Origin of the sequence: Eremococcus coleocola ACS-139-V-Col8 (genome assembly GCF_000183205.1) — a bacterium.
Taxonomy (GTDB): domain Bacteria; phylum Bacillota; class Bacilli; order Lactobacillales; family Aerococcaceae; genus Eremococcus; species Eremococcus coleocola.
On the sequence record NZ_AENN01000013.1, the window covers coordinates 1 to 20,151 of the forward strand.

Below are 20,151 nucleotides of genomic sequence, written 5' to 3' on the forward strand. Positions count from 1 at the left end.
CTGATTTTTCCATACTTTATGGTAAGTAAAGAAAACTGAGCTGATTTTTTCCATACTTGTATGGTAAGTAAAGAAAACTGGGCTGATTTTTCCATACTTGTGTGGTAAGTAAAGAAAACAGAGCTGATTTTTCCATACTTGTGTGGTAGGTAAAGAAAACTGGGCTGATTTTTCCATACTTGTATGGTAAGTAAAGAAAACAGAGCTGATTTTTCCATACTTATGTGGTAAGTAAAGAAAGCTAACCTGGGCTTTCTTTACTTGACTTATAAGTATAGAAAATCTGTCACAACAAGCAAAATTTAAGCAGGCAAGCTTGGACAGAACCCTGATTATTGGCTTCCACCCGCTAGAAAAATTACACTAAATAAAAAGCCGCCACCAAGCCTATAATAAGGTGCTTGGTGGCGGTGGTTATCTTGCTGACTTTTAAAAAAGTAATTACTTTTTACTTAGGTAGTCATGGGCGGCGCTTAGGATGGCCTGGTCATTAGGATAGCTTAATTGAGCCAAGGCTTGGTCAAAGGGAAGCCAAGCATAGGCAAGGACTTCCTCAACTTGAGTTTTAACCGTTTGACTTTGACTTTGGGCTACAAAGTAGATGACATCCTTGGTCACACCTGGCTTGGGACTGTAGGTGGTAAGGTGACGAAAGCCTTGATCTAAGTCAACTTGAAGCTGAACTTCTTCTTGAATTTCACGTAAAGCCGTTTCTGCTTCACTTTCTTGGCCTTCAACGTGGCCCTTGGTAAAGGCCCAGTGACCACCATTTTTATGTTGAATTAATAAATAAGTTACTTGGCCTTTACTATCTGTATGATAAACTAGGGCCCCACAGGATTTTTCTTTTTTCATAGGTTTTCCTTTCGTGAGTTAAACTGATTCAGTTTAAGCATGATGACTGTGTAAATGACAGTGGCATTGGCCGGGTGGGCATTGGCATGCAACTTGGACAGGTGCTGTTTGAGCTTTTGTTTCCAAAACTTGGATGAGACGTTGGCAATCTGCCTGGGATAGGGTGGCTATATCCAAGCTATGTTGGATGAGGGCCCCCGCGTCTTTAGTGCAGTTTTTTTGAAAAACTTGGTCTAATTTTTCATTGGAGACTTGGATTTGGTCGACTAGAGGGGTGTATTGGTAGGGTGAAACTAGGGTGTTTTTAGCTAAGGCTTCTTTATCAACCAAGCGCTGGATGAGAGTTTTAACCGTGGCTTCTTTCCAGGGATGGAGGGCCAGAATCCGGTCAATAATTTGCCGTGATTCTAAAGGGGCTTGGGCCCACAAAACCCGCATGATTTCCCATTCAGCATCGGTAATATTATTTTTTTTAGTCTGAGTGGTGGACATGGGCAACTCCTTTCAAAAAGTTATTTGTTTCTATTCTAGTTTACGCCTGTCAGCTGACTAAAACAAGTAAAGTAGATTTTATCCTAAGCAGGTATAAATTAATAATTTTTTCCTTTAAAAATTAAAGGGCGACGAGCTTAGTTATTTATAATCCCTTACATGTGACCACAATATATTGTGTTGCATAAAATTCAAACCACTAAATATTCGGATTTTTATCCTTGTTGCCAAGGAAGCTACATGGTAAGATAATAATTGACATTTTTCCAAGGAGGTATTGAGATGTTACTAGTTTATATGTCCATCGTGGGCAATACGCGCCGCTTTGTAAACAAGTTTGACTATCCCTTATTAGAGATTTCCGAAGCCAATTGTTTTACCGAAGTTGACCAAGATTTTATTATGATTGTCCCCACCTATGAGATTGAAGTAACGGATATTATGAATGATTTCATTGAGACAGGTGCTAACTTAACCCACTGCCAAGGCGTTATTGGCGGGGGAAACCGCAATTTCAATGATTTATTCTGTTTTACCGCCAAAGATTTGGCCTTAGATTATGACCTCCCCCTCTTGCACGAGTTCGAATTTATGGGCTCCGTCAATGATGTCAACAAAGTAAAGGAGATAGTGAAGCACCTTGAAAACACCCATTCAGTCTAAAAGTCCTAACGAAATTACTTACTTTAAATTAAATAATGAATTAAATATTCCCGTGGATGGCAAAATCCCGCTTCATAAAGATAAGGAAGCAGCTCGAGCTTTTTTCTTGGAACATGTGAACCCTAATACAGTTTTCTTCTATACCTTGGATGAAAAATTAGATTACCTCATCGAGCATGATTATATTGAAGCTGAGTTTATTAATAAGTATGATCGGGCCTTTATTAAAGAACTCATGCAATCGACCTATGATTATAAATTCCGTTTTAAGTCTTTCATGGGAGCCCATAAGTTTTATAACCAATATGCCCTTAAGACTAATGACGGCAAGCGGTATTTAGAACGCTTTGAAGACCGGATTGTCTTTAATGCCTTGTATTTAGCTAATGGTGACCCTGACTTTGCCCGCAAATTACGGGATGAATTGATTACCCAACGTTTCCAACCGGCGACCCCAACTTTCTTAAATGCGGGTCGTAAACGGCGGGGAGAAATGGTTTCTTGTTTCTTGATTGAAATTTCTGATGATATGAATGCCATAGGTCGGTCAATTAACTCAGCCTTGCAGCTATCTAAGCGTGGAGGTGGGGTTGGAATCAACTTATCTAATCTTCGTGAAGAAGGTGCTCCAATCAAAAAAGTGGAAAATGCTGCTTCCGGAGTTGTCCCAGTCATGAAATTATTCGAAGATTCCTTTTCTTATGCCAACCAATTAGGCCAACGGAATGGGGCTGGTGTGGTTTACCTATCCGTTTTCCACCCAGACGTAGTCCGTTTCTTATCGACTAAGAAAGAAAATGCCGATGAAAAAATCCGGGTCAAGACCTTATCTTTAGGCTTAACTGTTCCGGATAAGTTCTACGAATTAGTGGCAGAAAATGCCGATATGTTCTTGTTCTCACCTTATGACGTGGAACGAGAATACGGCCAAGCTTTTGCTTATGTCAATATTACCGAAGAATATGAAAATATGGTCCATAACCCTAATATTCGCAAGTATAAAGTCAAAGCCCGTGAGTTAGAAAATGAAATTTCTAAGCTCCAACAAGAATCTGGCTACCCTTATATCATTAATATTGATACCGCCAATGAAGCCAACCCGATTGATGGTCGGATTGTCATGTCTAACTTATGTTCTGAAATTCTCCAAGTCCAAAAACCATCTAAAATTCGAGATGACCAAAGTTATGAAGAAATGGGCATGGATATTTCATGTAATTTAGGTTCAACCAATGTGGTCAATATGGTGCAATCACCTAATTTCGCCCAATCCATTGATGTCGCTGTGCGGGCATTGACCTTTGTTACTGACCATACTTCAATTGATGCAGTTCCTTCCGTTAAAAACGGAAATGAGCTCCAACATACCATTGGTCTAGGGGCCATGGGGCTTCACACCTTATTCGCGATTAATCAGATCGACTATGGTTCTGACGAATCCTTAGAATTAACCGAAGCTTACTTCTATGCGGTAAATTATTATACCTTGCTTTCGTCTAATCAGATTGCCCAAGAACGGGGTCAATCCTTCTATAACTTTGATAAGTCTGATTATGCTTCTGGTCTTTATTTTGACCGTTATATTGACCAACCTTTTGAAATCCAATCCGATAAAGTCAAAGAGATTATGAAGGGGATTCACCTACCAACGGCTGAGGACTGGCAAGCCCTCAAGGAAAAAGTCCAAGCCCATGGTCTCTATCACGCTTACCGACAAGCCATCGCACCGACTGGATCTATTTCATACGTCAATGAAACTTCAGCAAGTCTGCATCCAATCATTCGCTTAATTGAAGAACGTCAAGAAAAGAAAACAGGTAAAACCTATTATCCAGCTCCATACTTATCCAATGATACCATTGACTATTATAAGTCTGTATATGACATTGACATGCGTCTGGTGATTGATGTGTATGCGGCAGCCCAAAAACATATCGACCAAGGTATGTCTATGACTCTCTTTATGCGGTCTGAAATTCCATCGGGCCTATATCCTTGGAAAAAAGCTGATGATAATAAATTGACCACGCGAGACTTAAATATTCTACGGAACTATGCCTGGAACCAAGGAATCAAATCAATTTACTACGTCCGTACCTTTACCGATGATGGGGATGAAATTGGGTCAAATTACTGTGAATCTTGTTCAATTTAGGGTCAATAAGAAAGGAAGTCGACATGGTTCAACCAAATTATAAAGCAATCAACTGGAACGATATTGAAGACGTCATTGATAAACTCACCTGGGAAAAATTAACCGAGCAGTTCTGGCTCGATACCCGGATTCCGGTTTCGAATGACTTAGATGACTGGCGCCGCCTCTCTAAGGCTGAGCAAGATATGGTGGGGAAAGTTTTTGGGGGCTTGACCCTCTTAGATACCGTCCAATCTGAACAGGGAGCGATCGTTCTGTTACCAGATGCTCGGACTAGTCATGAACGTTCTGTTTTATCCAATATCCATTTCATGGAATCTGTCCACGCTAAATCCTATTCAACGATTTTCATCACTTTAAATACCAATGCGGAAATTGATGCGATTTTTGAATGGACGGATACCCACGAGTTAATCCAATTTAAGTCTGATAAAATTAACCGGATTTATCAAACCGGGACTCCGCTTCAGAAAAAAGCCGCTTCAGTCTTGTTAGAATCTTTTTTATTCTATTCCGGTTTCTATGCACCATTATGGTATTTGGGTAATAATAAATTGCCTAATGTGGCTGAAATTATTAAATTAATTTTGCGGGATGAATCCGTTCATGGAACCTATATTGGCTATAAATTCCAGTTAGGCTACAATGCCTTGAGTGAAACTGACCAAGAAGAACTCAAACAATGGGTCTTCAATCTTTGTTTTGAGTTATATAGCAATGAAGAAAAATACACTTCATACATTTATGATGAATTAGGCTGGACCGAAGAAGTTAATACCTTTGTCCGCTATAATGCCAATAAAGCCTTACAAAACCTTGGATTTGACCCACTTTTTGCTGATACGGCTGAAGATGTCAACCCTATCGTGATGAATGGAATCTCTACAGGTACCTCTAACCATGATTTCTTCTCCCAAGTGGGAAATGGTTATCTCTTGGGACAAGTGCAAGCCATGGAAGAAGAAGACTATTCTAAATGGGCTACTTCTAACCGACAAAAACAACGACGAGCTTACCGGGCGGAAAAAAAACGGCAACGGGAAGAACAAACCAGTAGTCCAGTGAATTTCGAAACAATTAAGGCGCAAACTCCAGAAAATCCAGATAATAATTAGAGTCCACCACCACGACATTAAAATTTTTGATGTTTGCTTTTAAACGTCCAAGTCATTTTATTTTGATATGCTTAGTAAATTATTATGATTGAGATTTTTTAGGAATAGTAAATGCAAAGGATGGCAATGGGCCATCCTTTTTTTATACCCCAAGCTAACCAGGTGGGAGAATGTCCAAGCTATAACCTGAGCTTATATTCTATATTATGCTTTCATATTGTGCTTAGGGCCTATCTAGCGATATAATAAAAGTAGTAATTGTGTTAGCACAAACAAAAATGGAGGAATATGCATGAAAAAAGATGTAATTAAGACACTCTCAGCACACTTGAAAGGGCAACATGTATCCATTGCCTATCCAGAAGCTACCGATCCTCGCGTCCTTGGCGCAGCGGTTCGTTTGAAAGCAGATGAATTAGTGGATCCAGTCTTAATTGGTAACCCTGATGAAATTAAAGAAATTGCGCAAAAGAACTCTTGGATTATTGATGGAATTGAAATTATCGATCCAGAAAATTATCCAGAATACGACCAAATGGTAGCTGCTTTTGTTGAACGTCGTAAAGGTAAAGTTGACGAAGCTAAAGCTCAAACCATGTTAAAAGACCATGCATACTTCGGTACAATGTTAGTGTATATGGACAAAGCGGATGGAATGGTCTGCGGTGCTCAATACTCAACCGGTGATACTGTACGTCCAGCTCTACAAATTATCAAGACTAAAGAAGGTATTTCATCAACCTCTGGTGCTTTCTTAATGATTCCGCGTGAAAATGATGGTCAACGTTTAATTTTTGCTGACTGTGCCATTAATATTGCCCCATCTGCTCAACAATTAGCTGAAATTGCGGTTGTTTCTGCAAAAACTGCTGAAATGTTTGAAATTGATCCTCGCATTGCTTTGTTGAGTTTCTCAAGCAAAGGTTCTGCAAAATCGGATGATGTTGACCGGGTCGTTGAAGCGACTAAATTAGCTCAAGAATTAGCTCCTGAACTACCAATCGATGGTGAATTACAATTTGATGCGGCTTATGTTGAAGCGGTTGCTGAAAAGAAAGCTCCTGAATCAAAAGTAGCAGGTCACGCAACAGTCTTTGTTTTCCCAGAAATCCAATCTGGTAACATCGGCTACAAGATCGCCCAACGTTTGGGTGGTTACCAAGCTATTGGCCCAATCCTTCAAGGTTTGAACAAGCCAGTATCTGACTTATCTCGTGGTTGTGTGGAAGAAGATGTGTATAAAGTATCTGTCATCACTGCCCGCCAAGCTCAAATGGGATAATTTCAGTAAAAAGTTAGATTTTAAAGTGCCCCTAGTTGTCACCTTGCGTGATTGGCTGGGGGCCTTTTAATTTTTTTTAGGATGAAATAATATGTGTCAACATCATGGAATTGCAGGGAAATATGAAAGTCCCGGCTGCTTTTGACCGGGACTTTACTTGTTAGAAAAGATTTTGGTAATTTTACAGGAGCCAGACGTGCCAAGAAATTTATCTTCGCAAGTCTTAGCGAACAATAGTTATCAAAAATTTTTTCTGGGCAAGTTACTACACTAATGTTAAATATCACCCCTCATACAAGCTAAACAAAAACGCTGCCCCTAGGGGCAGCGTTCAATTTTTAATATGAAACAATATTATTCAGCGTCTTCTTCAGTTGTAGCATCTTCTTCAGCTGGAATAATAATTTCTGGTAGGTCATCAGCAGTACCGTAGTACCAAGCAATCTTGTCACCAGCTTTAAGCTTTTGTGACACAACCCCTAATTCGGCAAATTGGTCGTTAAAGAGATATGTCCAGGTAACGCCATTTTCGTAATCATTTTCGTATTCAGCAATATGGTCAATTACACCTTCTTCTTCATTGAAGGTGAAGTCTAAATCATCGATACTTTCCATGGCATCTAGAACGCTCATGTCTTCAGTTACAGGAACATCTGCTTCTAAGATAGCACCTTCTTGACCTGCGATATAGAAGCTAAATTTAGCAGTTTCGCCCATAGCTTCGTCACCATTTGCTTCGCTATCGCTGGCAGATTCATCTGAGTTAGCTTCTGATTCTGAGTTATTTTCGGAGCCACTCGTCATAGAATCTGAACTGGTACTTTCGCTAGTTGAAGAGCTAGCAGCTTCAGAACTTTGGCTTTCGACCGCTGAGCTAGCGGCTTCTTGACTAGCGGCTTGGTCAGTATTGTCGTTATTATTATTACATGCCACTAATAATAAGGATAAGGCAGCCATTGCCATAAATTTAAGTGATTTTTTCATAAAAAACCCTCCTTGATTTTTTTACTTATTCCTATTAAAAATAGCAATAAAATAGGGAAAAGTCAAATAAATCGCATTACAATAGAACTTTCGTTATAATGGAAACGACATCAGAAAATATAAGGGAAAGGTAGCTGACCCCGAAATGCAAATTATTACACAATCCAGTCAAGAAACTCAGGCTTTGGCAGCCGCTTTAGCCCCTTATTTACAGGCGGGAATGGTACTACGTTTAGAAGGTAATCTAGGAGCAGGCAAGACGACCTTTACCCAGGGTCTGGGCCGAGCCTTAGGCATCCAGCGTGCCATCAAAAGCCCCACTTACACCATCGTAAAAGAATATTCCCTAGATCAAATGACTTTGGTTCATATCGATGCTTATCGTCTTGAGGCGGGGGGGCAGGAAGACATGGATTGGGACTATTATCTGGCAGCGGATAAAGTTGTTTTAATTGAATGGGCCCAATTTATGGAACCTGCTTTACCTAATGATTATTTGTGGATTGACTTTTCAGGTCAAGGGGACCAAGATCGGTTAATCCAAATCCATAGCCAGCAAGAAGCTGGAATTTATACAGACTTACTAAATAAATGGTTGAAAAATTTTTTTAGGAGGACCTAATGCTAAAAAATGAAGATAATCAAGCGGAGATTAAAACGGAAGAATTAGAAACTATAATACGAGAACCCCGACTCTCAGATGCCAAAGCGATTATTGGTCTGTTGCGTCATGTCTCTCGGGAAACTAATTTTATTATGTTTGATCCGGGCATGACACTTGACCGGGAGAAAACCCTCATTCAGCAATATCTCAACAGTGACCGGGACCTCTTTTTAGTGATTGAGGTGGATGACCAACTGGTAGGTTTAGCTAATTTAATCTCCTTGAATCACTCTCGTCAAGCCCATGTGGCAGAAATTGGGATGGCTATTATCAAAGAATATTGGGGCTACGGTATGGGATCAGTTTTTATGGAAGAGTTGATTCTGTTTGCGGAAGAAAATAATATTAAGGTACTTAATTTAGAGGTTATGGCGAATAATCAAAGAGCTATCAAGTTATATAAACGTTATGGTTTTCAACAAGTAGGCCGTTTAAGCAAACGAATCCAGATTGACCATGTTTTCTATGATACTCTTCTTATGGAAAAAATAATTTAATGGATTTTGACTTAGTTTTCGGAATAATAAATAATTAGACTGTCTGGCCTTTACAGACGGTCTTTTATTTACTAGAATCAAAGGGATAAGATAAAGAATAATAAAAGGACGTAATTAAATGAAATTAAATACTTTAGTCAAGGCCTTCCCAATGATGGAAATCAAATTAGATGCGCCTTTGGCCGATTATAGTTACACCAAAACTGGGGGACCAGCTGATGCCATTGTCTTTCCTCGTTCCGTTGAAGAGGTGCGTGACATTGTTGTTTGGGTTAAGGAAAACCAAGTACCTCTAACCATTTTAGGTAACCTCTCTAACTTAATTGTACGCGACGGGGGCATCCGGGGTGTGGTGATGATTTTGACCTTGATGGATCAAATCCTTGTTAACCAGACCCAGATTACAGCCTTGAGCGGCGCCAAAATCATCGATGTCAGTCAGGCAGCCTATAAAGCTGGTTTAACTGGTTTAGAATTTGCTTGTGGTATCCCAGGCTCAACTGGGGGGGCTATTTTTATGAATGCAGGAGCTTACGGCGGTGAAATGGTGGACATTCCTTTGACGGTTCTTACCATTGACCGAGACAACCAACTCCACGAATACGACCGGTCCATGTGTGATTTTTCCTACCGGCATAGTGTTTTTCAGGAAAATAATGAGATAATTTTATCAGTGACCCTCAATTTAACTTCTGGCGATGCTCTTAAAATTAAGGCGGAAATGGATCACTTAACTGATTTGCGCCAATCCAAGCAACCCTTGGAGTACCCATCTTGTGGGTCTGTATTTAAGCGTCCTCCAGGACACTTTACCGGGAAATTAATCCAAGATGCTGGTTTACAAGGAATGCAAATGGGTGGGGCGCAAATCTCTACTAAGCATGCTGGGTTCATTGTCAATATTGCGGGCGCAACCGCCACTGATTATGAAAATCTTATTCATTTTATTCAAGACAAAATTTGGGAACTGAATGAAGTTAAGTTGGAAACCGAAGTCCGAATTATTGGGCAGCCTTTGGAAGAAGCATAAATTAATAAGATTAAAAAAAGTCTGGCGATCGCCAGACTCTTTCTTTGTCGTTCCTCAACCCAAGCTAACCTGTCTGACTCTCAGTTCCGTTTTTCTTTAGCTGAATATTCTCAATTTTCAAATGGGAATTTGATAAAAAACCGTTTTTTTAAAGTCAGCTATGTTATAATTTTTGGCGAGGCTGGGCAAAAAGTCTCAGTCCCGCTCATTTATCTTAAAATTAGAATGAGACAAGGCAGTAGTTGACTGGATGGAAACGGCGTCGCAATGCGACTTCTTCCATTCCAGTCAAGAATGCGCTGGGCGGGCAGACGAAGCGAAAATCAGAGATTTTCATGCTTCTTGCCCGCTTCCTACAAAACCAATTATAAGGGGGCATGTTTGATGCAGACAGAATACAGTGTGCGACTTGAAGGCGTTAAAAAATCCTTCGATGACACCGAAATCTTAAAGTCGATTGATATGGAATTGGAGGAGGGCAAGTTCTATACGCTACTGGGTCCATCTGGCTGTGGCAAGACAACCCTCCTACGAATTATTGCCGGGTTCACGCAAGTAACTGCTGGCGATGTTTATTTAGGTAGCAAAAAAGTGAATGATATTCCCGCTAACAAACGCAAGGTTAATACGGTCTTCCAAGACTACGCCTTGTTTCCACACATGAATGTCTTTGATAATGTTGCTTTTGGTCTATCAATCAAGGGCACACCCAAAAAAGAACTAGAAAGCAAAGTTCACGAGGCCTTAAATATGGTCCAACTGGGCGAATTGGCCCAAAGACAAATATCAGAATTATCCGGGGGGCAACGCCAACGGGTAGCGATTGCGCGTGCCTTGGTGAATGAACCGGATGTACTTTTACTCGATGAGCCGCTGTCTGCCTTAGATTTAAAACTACGGACGGATATGCAGTATGAATTACGGGAACTCCAAAAAAGACTAGGGATTACCTTTGTCTTTGTCACCCATGATCAGGAAGAAGCCTTAGCCATGTCTGATTGGATTTTTGTCATGAATGATGGTGAGATTGTTCAATCTGGGACGCCAACCGATATTTATGATGAACCCATTAACCATTTTGTGGCTGACTTTATCGGTGAATCTAATATTGTGAATGCCAAGATGATTGAAGACTACTTAGTTGAATTTAACGGCCGTCGATTCGAATGTGAAGATGCTGGGATTCCCCAAGGGGAGGCCGTAGAAGTGGTCATCCGGCCAGAAGATATCCTCATAGTGCCGCGCGACCAAGGTAAGTTGAATGTTACCATTGATACCAGTCTTTTCCGGGGGGTCTTCAATGAAATTATTGCCTATGACCAAGAAGGTAATGAATGGATGATCCATACCACCCAAAAGGTTCAAGCAGGTTCAGTCTATGGTTTGAGTTTTACGCCTTCCGACATTCACGTGATGCGCTTTAACGAAAGTGAAGAAGACTTCGACGCCCGTTTAGAACAATACGAAGATTAGGAGGGCGACCATGAACCGTAAGAATAATCATTATTTGGCTATTCCCTATTATTTATGGATTGCCATTTTCGTGATTGCACCGATATTACTTCTGATATACCGGTCACTGTTTGATATTGAGGGCCATTTTACCTTAAATAATTATCTCTATTACTTCACCTCAGCTAATTACCTGATTATGACCGTTTCATCTTTTGTGACAGCCTTTTTGGTGACCGCTATCACGCTTTTATTGGCCTATCCTTTTGCCTATCTTTTGACCAAAACTAAACGCAAAAACCTGTGGCTGCTCTTAGTCATTTTGCCCACTTGGATTAATCTTTTGCTCAAAATTTATGCTTTTATTGGGATCCTATCCAAATCAGGTCCAATTGTAGGATGGTTAGAAGCCATTGGTTTCTATGATGTTCAATTGCTCTTTACCAATACCGCCTTTATCCTAGTGGCGGTCTATGTAGAATTGCCTTTTATGGTCTTACCGATTTTTAACTCCATTGATGATATTCCTGATTCCTTGATGGAAGCGTCACTGGATTTGGGGGCCAATTCCTTGAAACGCCTACAAAAAGTTATTTTCCCCCTATCAATTCGCGGGGTGAAGTCTGGCGTTCAAGCGGTCTTTATCCCTTCCTTATCCCTTTTTATGTTAACTCGTTTAATCGGAGGGAACCGGGTGATTACTTTAGGTACTGCAGTGGAACAACATTTCCTCGTCACGCAAAACTGGGGGATGGGGGCGACCATTGGGGTAATTCTACTCTTGGCTATGATCCTTATCATGTACTTAACCCGTGACCGCCATGAACAAGGGGGGCAAGATTAAATGAAAGAAAAGTTTAAATTTTCCTACTTGTATTTAATTCTAATTTTTGTCATTCTGTATATTCCGATTGCCTACCTGATTTTCTATTCCTTTAATGCCGGTGGAAACATGAGCCAATTCACTGGTTTTACCTGGGAACATTATCAAACTCTCTTTGCTGATACCCGGCTCTTGGTCTACATCCTCAACACCTTCATTGTGGCTATCTTATCTGCCTTATTAGCCACCATGATCGGGACGGCGGGCGCCATTGCGATTTATTATACCCGGCATAAAAAAATCCGGGCCGCCTTGTTGAACTTAAATAATGTCTTAATGGTGACCCCGGATGTTATGATTGGGGCTTCCTTCTTGATTTTATTTACCTCTTTAATTCCAATTAAAATGGGTTTTTGGACGGTTTTGATTGCCCATGTGGCCTTTTCGGTCCCGATTGTGGTCTTGATGGTTCTACCTCGGATGTATGAACTTAACCTGAATATGGTGACCGCGGCCCAGGACTTAGGCGCTAATTATTGGCAAATTCTGACCCGAGTGCTGCTTCCGAATTTAACGCCAGGGATTATCGCTGGTTTCTTTATGGCCTTTACTTATTCCTTGGATGACTTTGCCGTGACCTTCTTCTTAACCGGAAACGGTTTTTCTACAGTGTCGGTGGAAGTTTATTCCCGGGCCCGGACTGGGATTTCACTGGAAATTAATGCCTTATCAGCCTTAATGTTTATCGTGGCATTGCTCCTCGTATCGGGATATTATTATTTACAAGTTTCCGAACAACGGTCTAGCTACCGACAATTAAAACGGAAGGGGGCGGCGCGTTCATGAAACTCTTAAGAAATTTTGTTTCTTTAGCCCTATTACTCGTGGCAATCTTGTTCTTAGCCCGTCACCAAATGGAAGCTGGCTCGGCCAATGATGCGGCTAATGTGATTAACTTTTATAATTGGGGTGATTATATTGATCCAGCCCTGATTGATGAATTTGAATCAGAAACGGGCTATCGGGTAATCTATGAAACCTTTGACTCCAATGAAGCCATGATGACCAAGGTTCAACAAGGAGGGACAAACTATGATGTGATAGTCCCTTCTGAATACATGGTGGAGGCCATGAAAGAAAATGACCTCCTTTTGCCTTTGGACCATAGTAAATTACCGAATTTAGCTCAAATTGACCCTCAATTTTTGGACTTAGCCTATGATCCCCAAAATCAATATTCAGTCCCTTATTTCTGGGGCACCTTAGGTATTATCTACAATACCTCAATGATTGAAGAAGGTTCTATCCGCGATTGGGCCGACCTTTGGAATCCAGCCTACCAAGGCAAAATTCTCATGATTGACGGGGCCCGCGAAATGATTGGGATTGGCTTGCAAAGTCTGGGTTACTCCTTGAATGATATAGATTCAAGCCATATCCGGGCAGCGGCTGACAAGATGAAAACCCTCATGCCGAATGTGGTCGGTTTAATTACTGATGAAATTAAGATGCATATTGCTGAGGGCGAAGTGCCTTTGGCAGTGACCTTCTCCGGAGAAGCCGCTACGGCCATGGATCAAAATGAAGACTTAGCTTACGTGGTTCCGGAAAAGGGGTCTAATCTTTGGTTGGATACCTTTGCCATCCCTAAGATTGCTGATAATGTAGAAGGAGCCTATGCCTTAATTAACTTTCTTATTTCCAAAGAAGCTTCGATTGCTAATGCTGAGTATGTTGGTTACGCTACGCCGAATATGGAAGCTAAAGCGGCCCTACCTAAGGAAATTACGGATGATAAGGCTTTTTATCCCGACCAAGCGATTATGGATAAGTTAGAAGTCTACCGAAACTTAGGTCAAGCCAAGTTAATTGAATATAATGATCGTTTCTTAGAAGTTAAAATTGAACCAAAATCGTAATCCGTAAAGGGTTGGAAATAAATACGAGGCATGACTATCAAAAAACTTGCCAAGCTTTACTTAAAAGCGGTATTGTGTAAAAGGAAAGCTGTGTTTCGCTTGGAATTACTCAATCATGTCTTGGGGGAAGCCTTGGAACTGCCGCACTTGGGAGCGGGCAAGAAGTAGAAAATCTTTGATTTTTGCTTGCTGAAGCACTCGGATAAATGTAGTTGAGCTCATATTTTCACTCAACTACTGGGGCGCTAAGTTGTTTCATTCCAAGCGCCCCAGTAAGTGATCCAGTAGCTGAGTGAACAAGTGAGCTTAGCTGCCTTGATTACCCGCCCAGTGCATTCTTGACTAGGGTGGAACACATCGCTTTGCTACATAGAAGTTAAGCTTATCCCTTCGCTTAACTACTGTTTTTCTAAGTCGTTTCACTCCAAGAACCACAGCAAACCACTGCGATAATTTACTTATATTTAATTAATTGAAGCGGGACTGGGCTTTTTTTGCCCAGCCCCCTATGCCTGCCGGTTTAAGCATTACTCTGGCTTGCGGACAAATGGGTTCTATTTTAATGATAGCTAGGAGGGCGGGGCAAGCGGGAAAGGAAAATTTCCTTGCTAATCATCCCGCCCATTTTTATTTAGAAAGAGGGATTGTTCTGAAAACTATCCAGCACTTAATCAAGCAGATAATGGATTTTGCTATTGTGGGTGTGATTGCGACTGTCATTGATTATACGATTTTTGTTTTTATCTATAATCTTTTAGGTTGGCATTACAATGTAGCCACGGTGATTGCTTTTTCCCTATCGACTATCTTCAACTATTGGGCTTCCATGAAATATGTCTTTAAGAGTAAATATGCTAAGGAAGATCGCCACCGGGAATTTATGATTTTTGTGGGTCTATCCATCATTGGCTTAATTCTGAATGTGGTCTTAATGCGGTTTAGTGTGGAAACTCTTCAAATTATCCCTAATATTGCCAAGATCCTAGTCACGGGTGTGGTCATGGTCTTTAACTTTGTGACCCGGAAGTTGCTCTTAGAAGGAAGGTCATCCCTGCATGAAGATTAAAGCAGAAACAATGAGTATTGTGGTTCCTTGCTATAATGAGGAAGCCAGTCTTGATTTATTTTACCAAGCCATCAAAAAGCTCCAGACTGAGTTTAGTCAAGTTTATCTAGAACTTATTTTGGTCAATGACGGTTCTAAGGACCAAACCTTAGCAAAGATGAAGACCTTGCAAGCAACTGACCCTAAAAGGATTTCCTATCTTTCATTTTCACGAAATTTCGGTAAGGAAGCGGCAATTAAAGCGGGCTTAGAGGTTGCCAAGGGTCAATGGGTGGCTCTCATGGATGCCGACCTGCAAGATCCACCGGAACTACTTAAAGAGATGCATGAAACTTTGGTAAGTGGGAATTATGATGTGGTGGCAACTCGCCGGAAGGACCGTGCCGGGGAACCGCCCGTTCGGTCTTTCTTTGCCAACCTTTATTATAAGCTGAATAATTTGATTTCTGATGTTAAATTAGAAGAAGGGGCACGTGACTTTCGTTTGATGACTCAAGAGGTTGTCCAAGCGGTGATTTCCTTACCTGAAATTAATCGTTTTTCCAAGGGGATTTTTTCCTGGGTGGGCTTTAATGTTGCTTATATATCCTATCCCAATGTGGAACGGTCAGCGGGTGGGTCGTCCTGGTCCTTCCAAAAATTGGTGTCGTATGCCGTCGAAGGCTTGATTTCTTTTTCTGATATGCCCTTGACCATTGCTAGTGTCTTAGGTTTTATCTCTTTCTTGTTTGCCTTGATTTATGGGGCTTATATCTTCTTTCGGACTATCTTGTTTGGCGGTGACGTTGCGGGTTGGCCCACCTTGGTTGTCCTGGTTTCAGGCTTGGGTGGCATGCAGTTACTATGCCTAGGTATTCTAGGTAAATACATCGGTAAAATATTTATCGAAAGCAAACAACGCCCTCTTTATATTATTAAAGAAGCCGTCTTAAATGATTCTGATAGTCTTTTGGATACTGAAGAAGTATAAGAAGATAAGTAAGTTAAAATAAAGAAAATAAAAAGCGGAAGTAGGACTAAAAGTCTTGCTCCCGCTTTTTTATGATTTAATGAGTGGTCTTAGTGAGTAAACGGCTCAAATTATAGGCTAAGGTTTCTAGATTCTTAGGCCCTAGGTTCAGGGCATGGGCAAGACTCTGAGGTCTGGGATTGATGGAAAAGAGAGCAGTAAACCCAGCCCGGTAAAGGGGAATTAGGTCTTGGCCCAGATGACCGGCAATCCCAATTAGGGGAACTTGGTATTTATTGGCAAGCTGGGCGACCCCCATGGGCGCTTTACCAAAGAGCGTTTGACCATCAATTTTATCTTTTCTATTTACTTAATAGCTGTTCTGCATAAGCTTGGTCAATTACTTGCCATTGTCCTTTCACCGTTGCAGTGGTTGCTTTTTTAAATTTATCGATAGCAAAATCCATTAAAGATTGATTGAAGTCGACCAGAACTTGATCATCACTCAAAAGGTACAGTATTTTTCGTTGGTCTCCTTGTTTGTAGAAGAACCGTCCCTGCACTTGGGCATCTTGTTTTTCCTTGGCCAAGAGCCCGTCGGTTAAAAGTTTGACAATCTCAACAATCCGATCGTCTAAGTCATCTTCAAAAATTTGAATTTTTTCGACCAAATAGGCTAGGCTAGGGACTAAGCGAAGTTGGTAGCTCCTTGGATCGCTAATTTTTTCCTTAAGGATGACCTGACCTCTAGCTAGAGCTTGTTCTTGGTTTTGGTAAAGGCCAGGATAATTGATTAACATATAATTTTTATCAGGGTTATGGTAAACAAATTGGCTTTCTAATTGCCGTTTGGCACCACATTGGTCACACTCGAAAAGAAAGAGTTTGTTATTTTTTAAATCTGCAACTGCTTGGGAATTTTCACGAGTGTTAATGTATGTTTCTAGTTCTTGTTGACTGGGATGGTCACAAACTGGACACCGTAGTTCAATATTTTTAGACATAAGCCGCCTCCTAGATAATAGATATATTTAGCCTATCATAATTTAAGCTTTTTTTACATACAAAACTTAGTTGCTATATCAGTGTAACTAAGTTTTGTCTCACTCTGTCTTGCTTAGAGATTTTCTTTACTTATTAGGCGACTTAAAAACTATATTGAAACCGCATTCTAGATAGGGTATGATAATTTTATTGAGAAAAGCACCTTAAGATGTTGCGCCTTGCAATAAAAGGCAGTCAGATACAGATGGCACCAACTTAAGGAGAACAATATTATGATGAGACCGATTGTAATTGCTTAGAGAGCATTTGTTTGAATCATTGAGTGAGTAAGTTCATTCTTAGATTCATTCAAAAAATATATTTAGTTGCAGGAATATTTATAGGGTAATAGCGTCACAATGTGACTGCACCCTCTTTATCAGCTGTGCAGGAGCGGACAGATGAAGCGGAAATCTGAGATTTTCTACTTCTAGTCCGTTCCCTTTTTATGCAAGATAATGTAGCCAGCCAATGGTTTATGTTATAATCTCTATAACTATAATGACGCTCGAGTGGGGTGAAGCAATGGTAAATATGAAAGAAAATGCAGGTAAGTACGCCGTGAGCCATGTACGTGATGGCATGGTGGTTGGTTTAGGGACGGGATCTACCGCTTATTATTTTATAAAAGAATTAGGACAGCAAATTGCTAATGGGGACTTACAGGCAATTCGTGCAGTTGCCACTTCCAAAGAATCCTTTCAGCTCGGTTTAGACTTTGGAATTGATATGGTCCGTATTGATGATGTTGAAAAAGTTGATCTCCTAGTGGATGGGGCTGATGAAGCAACCCTAGATTTTAATGGAATAAAGGGTGGTGGTGGCGCCCTCCTTTATGAGAAAATCTTGTCTCTCTATAGTGACAGGGTAATTTGGATTGTGTCTCAAGATAAGATAAAAGATAAACTGGGGGCCTTTCCAATTGCAGTTGAAGTGATTAAATTTGGTGCCTGGAAACTATTTAAGACCTTCCATCAGGCCGGCATGAATCCTAGTTTTCGTAAAGCCGGTAAGGATAAACTTTATTGTACCGATGCTGACAACTATATTATTGACCTTCACCTCGGTCCAACCGATGATATTCAACGACTGGCTTTTGAATTAAAAAATATGGTTGGGGTAGTAGACCACGGCCTTTTTCTTAATATTGCAGATATGATTATTGTGGGAACCAGTGATGGTAATATTGATGAACACCATAAAAAATTAGACGGGAGCGTTTAACCATGCGAATGATTGACTTAATCGAGAAAAAACAAATGGGCCAAGCTTTGACTCAGGATGAAATCCAATATATCGTGACTAATTTTACCAATGAAACGATTCCTAATTATCAAATGGCTGCTTTTATGATGTCGGTTTATTTCCAAGGAATGTCTAAAGAAGAAGCGGGATGGCTCACCATGGCTATGGCTGAATCAGGCGACCAAATGGACTTGTCTGCGATTGAAGGGGTTAAGGTAGATAAACATTCCACTGGCGGAGTGGGAGATACTACCACTATTATTTTGGCCCCTCTAGTAGCTGCCTGTGGTGTCCCAGTTGCTAAAATGTCTGGTCGTGGCTTGGGTCATACTGGTGGGACCATTGATAAGCTAGAAGCGATTCCTGGTTTCCACACTGAAGTTCCAGTAGAGGATTTTATTAAACTAGTTAATAAGAATAAGTTAGCGGTCGTGGGTCAAACAGGTAACCTAACGCCTGCGGATAAGAAAATGTATGCCTTGAGGGATGTCACTTCAACGGTCCAATCGATTCCCTTAATTGCCTCTTCCATTATGAGTAAGAAAATTGCGGCTGGGGCGGATGCTATTGTCTTAGATGTTAAGGTCGGCGATGGAGCCTTTATGAAAAATGTGGACCAAGCCCGTGAATTAGCCCAGACCATGGTATCGATTGGCCAAGTTGTAGGCCGTCAAGTCTTGGCAGTGATTTCTGATATGAGTCAACCCTTAGGCCGGGCAGTCGGAAATGCCCTTGAAATTCAAGAAGCGATCGATACCTTAAAAGGTCATGGTCCCCAAGATTTAACCGACCTATGTTTAGTTTTGGGAAGCCAAATGTTAATTGCAGCGGGCGCTGCTGATAATTTAGAAGTGGGTAAGGCAATGTTACAAGCTAAGATTGACGATGGGTCTGCCTTAGCTAAATTTAAGGATTTTGTCCAAGCTCAAGGGGGGAATCCGGCCGTGGCTGATGACCCTAGCTTGTTACCTCAAGCTAAGTATAAAATAGAAGTACCCGCTCCACAGGCAGGATATGTCACTGATTGGGTGGCTCATGATATAGGGGTAGCAGCCAATTTATTGGGTGCCGGCCGAAATACTTTAGACGATGTGATTGATCCTGCTGTGGGACTGATGGTTCAAGCTAAGATTGGGGATTATGTAGATCAAGGACAAAGTCTTGCCACTATTTATGCTGACCGTGAACAGGTAGACGATGTGATTGAAAAAATTCTGGCCGCAGTAACACTAGGCGAAGCAGTTAAGCAACCGACATTAATTATCGATACGATAGGTCATGTTTAAACTAAGATAGGATAAAGGAGGGATATTTATGTTTAAGGATAATTTAAAACGAATTCGCTTAGAACATGACATGTCCCAAGAGGATTTGGCTCAGGTGATGGCGGTTACGCGTCAATCCATCTCTAAATATGAAAAAGGGACAGCTGAACCAAGTTTTGAGAAACTAGCTATTTTAGTTGATTATTTTAACCTATCTTATGATGATATTTTAGGTCAGGAAAAGAAGCAGCCAGCCAAAAAGGCTAACTTGTCAGGACAGGCTAAATTAATCAAAACAACCAAACCCCAACCACAATTTATCATGATTCAAAGTAAGATAGACTCAGATGTTAATGAAGCTTTTTACGATTTTGAAATCATTGAGAAATATGCCTATGCTGATTATAAGCCTGACGCTCTTTTGGTCGGCTTACAACCGCATTCTTTTTTCAAAGCGGTGAAAAAAGACTTAGCCTGGTACCGGAGTGTTGACCAAGCTCAAGCAGAAGTGGCGGCGATTAAACAGGCTATGGCTGCAGGACAGCTGCATTATCAATTACAATATGATGTTCGTGTGAAACGACGCGGTTTCTTCAGTGTCCAATATGAAGAATAATAAAAAAGAAAACATTCTTATAGGATGTTTTCTTT

21 protein-coding genes are annotated in these 20,151 nt (G+C 40.8%); 16 read left to right on the top strand and 5 right to left on the bottom strand.

From position 1 onward, the window contains the following. Window positions 1-441 precede the first annotated feature (441 nt). Window positions 442-855: a bis(5'-nucleosyl)-tetraphosphatase gene (locus HMPREF9257_RS03610; RefSeq protein WP_006418109.1), complete on the bottom strand. Its 414-nt coding sequence runs from the start codon at window positions 853-855 to the stop codon at window positions 442-444. Between the two features lie 33 nt (window positions 856-888). Further along, window positions 889-1,347, bottom strand: a complete 459-nt coding sequence (locus HMPREF9257_RS03615) for a BlaI/MecI/CopY family transcriptional regulator (RefSeq protein ID WP_006418108.1) — start codon at window positions 1,345-1,347, stop codon at window positions 889-891. Between the two features lie 282 nt (window positions 1,348-1,629). Between HMPREF9257_RS03615 and nrdI the strand changes: the two genes are divergently transcribed. From nrdI to pta, 4 genes are all read left to right on the top strand, one after another. Next, window positions 1,630-2,010: a class Ib ribonucleoside-diphosphate reductase assembly flavoprotein NrdI gene (gene nrdI, locus HMPREF9257_RS03620; RefSeq protein ID WP_006418128.1), complete on the top strand. Its 381-nt coding sequence runs from the start codon at window positions 1,630-1,632 to the stop codon at window positions 2,008-2,010. Beyond that, window positions 2,000-4,165 (top strand): class 1b ribonucleoside-diphosphate reductase subunit alpha, encoded by a 2,166-nt coding sequence (gene nrdE / locus HMPREF9257_RS03625; protein WP_040466677.1) that lies wholly within the window; start codon window positions 2,000-2,002, stop codon window positions 4,163-4,165. Before nrdI ends, nrdE begins: the two co-directional genes overlap by 11 nt. A 23-nt stretch (window positions 4,166-4,188) precedes the next feature. Further along, window positions 4,189-5,280, top strand: coding sequence for a class 1b ribonucleoside-diphosphate reductase subunit beta (nrdF, locus tag HMPREF9257_RS03630; RefSeq protein WP_006418125.1), 1,092 nt, complete (start codon window positions 4,189-4,191; stop codon window positions 5,278-5,280). A 292-nt stretch (window positions 5,281-5,572) separates the two neighbouring features. Continuing rightward, window positions 5,573-6,562: a phosphate acetyltransferase gene (gene pta / locus HMPREF9257_RS03635; protein WP_006418110.1), complete on the top strand. Its 990-nt coding sequence runs from the start codon at window positions 5,573-5,575 to the stop codon at window positions 6,560-6,562. Between the two features lie 354 nt (window positions 6,563-6,916). On the opposite strand, the gene HMPREF9257_RS03640 is transcribed toward pta, so the two are convergent. Then, on the bottom strand, window positions 6,917-7,546 hold the full coding sequence (locus HMPREF9257_RS03640) for a DUF4430 domain-containing protein (RefSeq protein WP_006418118.1): 630 nt from the start codon (window positions 7,544-7,546) through the stop codon (window positions 6,917-6,919). 145 nt (window positions 7,547-7,691) lie between these two features. Here HMPREF9257_RS03640 and tsaE point away from each other — a divergent pair, with 145 nt between their 5' ends. The 9 genes from tsaE to HMPREF9257_RS03685 all read left to right on the top strand — a co-directional run bounded on the left by tsaE (window position 7,692) and on the right by HMPREF9257_RS03685 (window position 15,967). Further along, window positions 7,692-8,168 carry a tRNA (adenosine(37)-N6)-threonylcarbamoyltransferase complex ATPase subunit type 1 TsaE gene (gene tsaE, locus HMPREF9257_RS03645; protein ID WP_006418114.1) on the top strand — a complete coding sequence of 159 codons (477 nt, stop codon included), beginning with the start codon at window positions 7,692-7,694 and terminating at the stop codon, window positions 8,166-8,168. Continuing rightward, a complete protein-coding gene (locus HMPREF9257_RS03650) occupies window positions 8,168-8,707 on the top strand; it encodes a GNAT family N-acetyltransferase (RefSeq protein WP_006418117.1) in 540 nt (179 codons plus the stop codon). Before tsaE ends, HMPREF9257_RS03650 begins: the two co-directional genes overlap by 1 nt. Window positions 8,708-8,825: 118 nt before the next feature. Beyond that, the gene (gene murB / locus HMPREF9257_RS03655; protein WP_006418120.1) at window positions 8,826-9,737 is read left to right on the top strand and encodes a UDP-N-acetylmuramate dehydrogenase; all 912 of its coding nucleotides are present in this window, start codon (window positions 8,826-8,828) and stop codon (window positions 9,735-9,737) included. Window positions 9,738-10,121: 384 nt separating this feature from the next. Beyond that, a complete protein-coding gene (locus HMPREF9257_RS03660) occupies window positions 10,122-11,210 on the top strand; it encodes an ABC transporter ATP-binding protein (protein ID WP_006418127.1) in 1,089 nt (362 codons plus the stop codon). 10 nt (window positions 11,211-11,220) lie between these two features. Continuing rightward, window positions 11,221-12,033: an ABC transporter permease gene (locus tag HMPREF9257_RS03665; RefSeq protein WP_006418111.1), complete on the top strand. Its 813-nt coding sequence runs from the start codon at window positions 11,221-11,223 to the stop codon at window positions 12,031-12,033. Then, window positions 12,034-12,858, top strand: coding sequence for an ABC transporter permease (locus HMPREF9257_RS03670; protein ID WP_006418124.1), 825 nt, complete (start codon window positions 12,034-12,036; stop codon window positions 12,856-12,858). After that, window positions 12,855-13,931, top strand: coding sequence for an ABC transporter substrate-binding protein (locus HMPREF9257_RS03675; RefSeq protein ID WP_006418122.1), 1,077 nt, complete (start codon window positions 12,855-12,857; stop codon window positions 13,929-13,931). Before HMPREF9257_RS03670 ends, HMPREF9257_RS03675 begins: the two co-directional genes overlap by 4 nt. A 682-nt stretch (window positions 13,932-14,613) precedes the next feature. Further along, window positions 14,614-14,997, top strand: a complete 384-nt coding sequence (locus tag HMPREF9257_RS03680; protein ID WP_218015544.1) for a GtrA family protein — start codon at window positions 14,614-14,616, stop codon at window positions 14,995-14,997. Further along, window positions 14,987-15,967, top strand: coding sequence for a glycosyltransferase family 2 protein (locus HMPREF9257_RS03685; protein ID WP_006418115.1), 981 nt, complete (start codon window positions 14,987-14,989; stop codon window positions 15,965-15,967). Before HMPREF9257_RS03680 ends, HMPREF9257_RS03685 begins: the two co-directional genes overlap by 11 nt. A 76-nt stretch (window positions 15,968-16,043) precedes the next feature. On the opposite strand, the gene HMPREF9257_RS03690 is transcribed toward HMPREF9257_RS03685, so the two are convergent. Both HMPREF9257_RS03690 and HMPREF9257_RS03695 read right to left on the bottom strand, forming a co-directional pair. Further along, entirely contained in the window at window positions 16,044-16,298 is a 255-nt protein-coding gene (locus tag HMPREF9257_RS03690; RefSeq protein ID WP_280960062.1) for a glycerate kinase, read from the bottom strand. A gap of 10 nt (window positions 16,299-16,308) precedes the next feature. After that, entirely contained in the window at window positions 16,309-16,950 is a 642-nt protein-coding gene (locus HMPREF9257_RS03695; protein ID WP_006418113.1) for a CpXC domain-containing protein, read from the bottom strand. Between the two features lie 565 nt (window positions 16,951-17,515). On the opposite strand from HMPREF9257_RS03695, the gene rpiA reads away from it, so the two are divergent. The 3 genes from rpiA to HMPREF9257_RS08735 are packed head-to-tail and all read left to right on the top strand — an operon-like array spanning window position 17,516 to window position 20,116. Next, window positions 17,516-18,214, top strand: a complete 699-nt coding sequence (gene rpiA, locus HMPREF9257_RS03700) for a ribose-5-phosphate isomerase RpiA (protein WP_006418123.1) — start codon at window positions 17,516-17,518, stop codon at window positions 18,212-18,214. Between the two features lie 2 nt (window positions 18,215-18,216). Then, a complete protein-coding gene (locus HMPREF9257_RS03705) occupies window positions 18,217-19,521 on the top strand; it encodes a pyrimidine-nucleoside phosphorylase (RefSeq protein ID WP_006418126.1) in 1,305 nt (434 codons plus the stop codon). A 28-nt stretch (window positions 19,522-19,549) separates the two neighbouring features. Beyond that, window positions 19,550-20,116 carry a helix-turn-helix transcriptional regulator gene (locus HMPREF9257_RS08735; protein ID WP_006418116.1) on the top strand — a complete coding sequence of 189 codons (567 nt, stop codon included), beginning with the start codon at window positions 19,550-19,552 and terminating at the stop codon, window positions 20,114-20,116. Window positions 20,117-20,151: the final 35 nt, after the last annotated feature.

What these genes read in the sequence shown, in the direction of transcription:
- HMPREF9257_RS03665 (WP_006418111.1), top strand. Translation starts at nt 11,221, where the DNA reads ATGAACCGTAAGAATAATCATTATTTGGCTATTCCCTATTATTTATGG.
- HMPREF9257_RS03680 (WP_218015544.1), top strand. Translation starts at nt 14,614, where the DNA reads ATGGATTTTGCTATTGTGGGTGTGATTGCGACTGTCATTGATTATACG.
- HMPREF9257_RS03610 (WP_006418109.1), bottom strand. Translation starts at nt 855, where the DNA reads ATGAAAAAAGAAAAATCCTGTGGGGCCCTAGTTTATCATACAGATAGT.
- pta (WP_006418110.1), top strand. Translation starts at nt 5,573, where the DNA reads ATGAAAAAAGATGTAATTAAGACACTCTCAGCACACTTGAAAGGGCAA.
- tsaE (WP_006418114.1), top strand. Translation starts at nt 7,692, where the DNA reads ATGCAAATTATTACACAATCCAGTCAAGAAACTCAGGCTTTGGCAGCC.
- HMPREF9257_RS03695 (WP_006418113.1), bottom strand. Translation starts at nt 16,950, where the DNA reads ATGTCTAAAAATATTGAACTACGGTGTCCAGTTTGTGACCATCCCAGT.
- HMPREF9257_RS03670 (WP_006418124.1), top strand. Translation starts at nt 12,034, where the DNA reads ATGAAAGAAAAGTTTAAATTTTCCTACTTGTATTTAATTCTAATTTTT.
- nrdI (WP_006418128.1), top strand. Translation starts at nt 1,630, where the DNA reads ATGTTACTAGTTTATATGTCCATCGTGGGCAATACGCGCCGCTTTGTA.
- HMPREF9257_RS03685 (WP_006418115.1), top strand. Translation starts at nt 14,987, where the DNA reads ATGAAGATTAAAGCAGAAACAATGAGTATTGTGGTTCCTTGCTATAAT.
- HMPREF9257_RS03615 (WP_006418108.1), bottom strand. Translation starts at nt 1,347, where the DNA reads ATGTCCACCACTCAGACTAAAAAAAATAATATTACCGATGCTGAATGG.
- HMPREF9257_RS03650 (WP_006418117.1), top strand. Translation starts at nt 8,168, where the DNA reads ATGCTAAAAAATGAAGATAATCAAGCGGAGATTAAAACGGAAGAATTA.
- HMPREF9257_RS03640 (WP_006418118.1), bottom strand. Translation starts at nt 7,546, where the DNA reads ATGAAAAAATCACTTAAATTTATGGCAATGGCTGCCTTATCCTTATTA.
- HMPREF9257_RS08735 (WP_006418116.1), top strand. Translation starts at nt 19,550, where the DNA reads ATGTTTAAGGATAATTTAAAACGAATTCGCTTAGAACATGACATGTCC.
- HMPREF9257_RS03660 (WP_006418127.1), top strand. Translation starts at nt 10,122, where the DNA reads ATGCAGACAGAATACAGTGTGCGACTTGAAGGCGTTAAAAAATCCTTC.
- HMPREF9257_RS03705 (WP_006418126.1), top strand. Translation starts at nt 18,217, where the DNA reads ATGCGAATGATTGACTTAATCGAGAAAAAACAAATGGGCCAAGCTTTG.
- HMPREF9257_RS03675 (WP_006418122.1), top strand. Translation starts at nt 12,855, where the DNA reads ATGAAACTCTTAAGAAATTTTGTTTCTTTAGCCCTATTACTCGTGGCA.
- murB (WP_006418120.1), top strand. Translation starts at nt 8,826, where the DNA reads ATGAAATTAAATACTTTAGTCAAGGCCTTCCCAATGATGGAAATCAAA.
- rpiA (WP_006418123.1), top strand. Translation starts at nt 17,516, where the DNA reads ATGGTAAATATGAAAGAAAATGCAGGTAAGTACGCCGTGAGCCATGTA.
- nrdF (WP_006418125.1), top strand. Translation starts at nt 4,189, where the DNA reads ATGGTTCAACCAAATTATAAAGCAATCAACTGGAACGATATTGAAGAC.